Raw genomic sequence first — 406 nt, 5'->3', positions numbered from 1 at the left:
GGCTTGGCACTGCATGACTCCGAACGACCAGGTCGGTATCTTCGCCTAACTCATATTTTTGAGGATGGGGCATATGCGATGTGGGTGGGCACACCCGAAGAAGCCAGGTATGCCAAACGACCGATTTTCTATTCTTGGAATCAACTTAGCGCGCTCACCTCACCTACATCGAAATGGGGTCGCATAGTACTTCCACAACAGCTCTCCGTGCCAGCCGAAAGCGGTAGTTCTCAGGCAGTAAAAATTCAATCAGCATGGGACCAGATCGCGCCTGTAATACAGGCATTTGAAAATAGGACAACCCTATCGAGACATCACTTTACCGCTTTAATTCGAGAGAGAGCTTTAAGCATAGACGTTGCGGAAAAGACGCTGCACCGTCTCATCCTTCGTTACTACTACTTCG

1 protein-coding gene is annotated in these 406 nt (G+C 49.3%); it reads left to right on the top strand.

What is annotated here, in order from left to right; genetic code table 11:
- Positions 1-78: 78 nt before the first annotated feature.
- The coding region (locus FJV41_RS53370; protein WP_220138060.1) for a hypothetical protein at positions 79-406 on the top strand (328 nt) is incomplete at its 3' end.

It is taken from the genome of Myxococcus llanfairpwllgwyngyllgogerychwyrndrobwllllantysiliogogogochensis, from assembly GCF_006636215.1.
In the GTDB taxonomy this organism is placed as follows: Bacteria; Myxococcota; Myxococcia; order Myxococcales; family Myxococcaceae; genus Myxococcus; species Myxococcus llanfairpwllgwyngyllgogerychwyrndrobwllllantysiliogogogochensis.
This window is presented reverse-complemented; position numbering and strand designations above follow the sequence as displayed.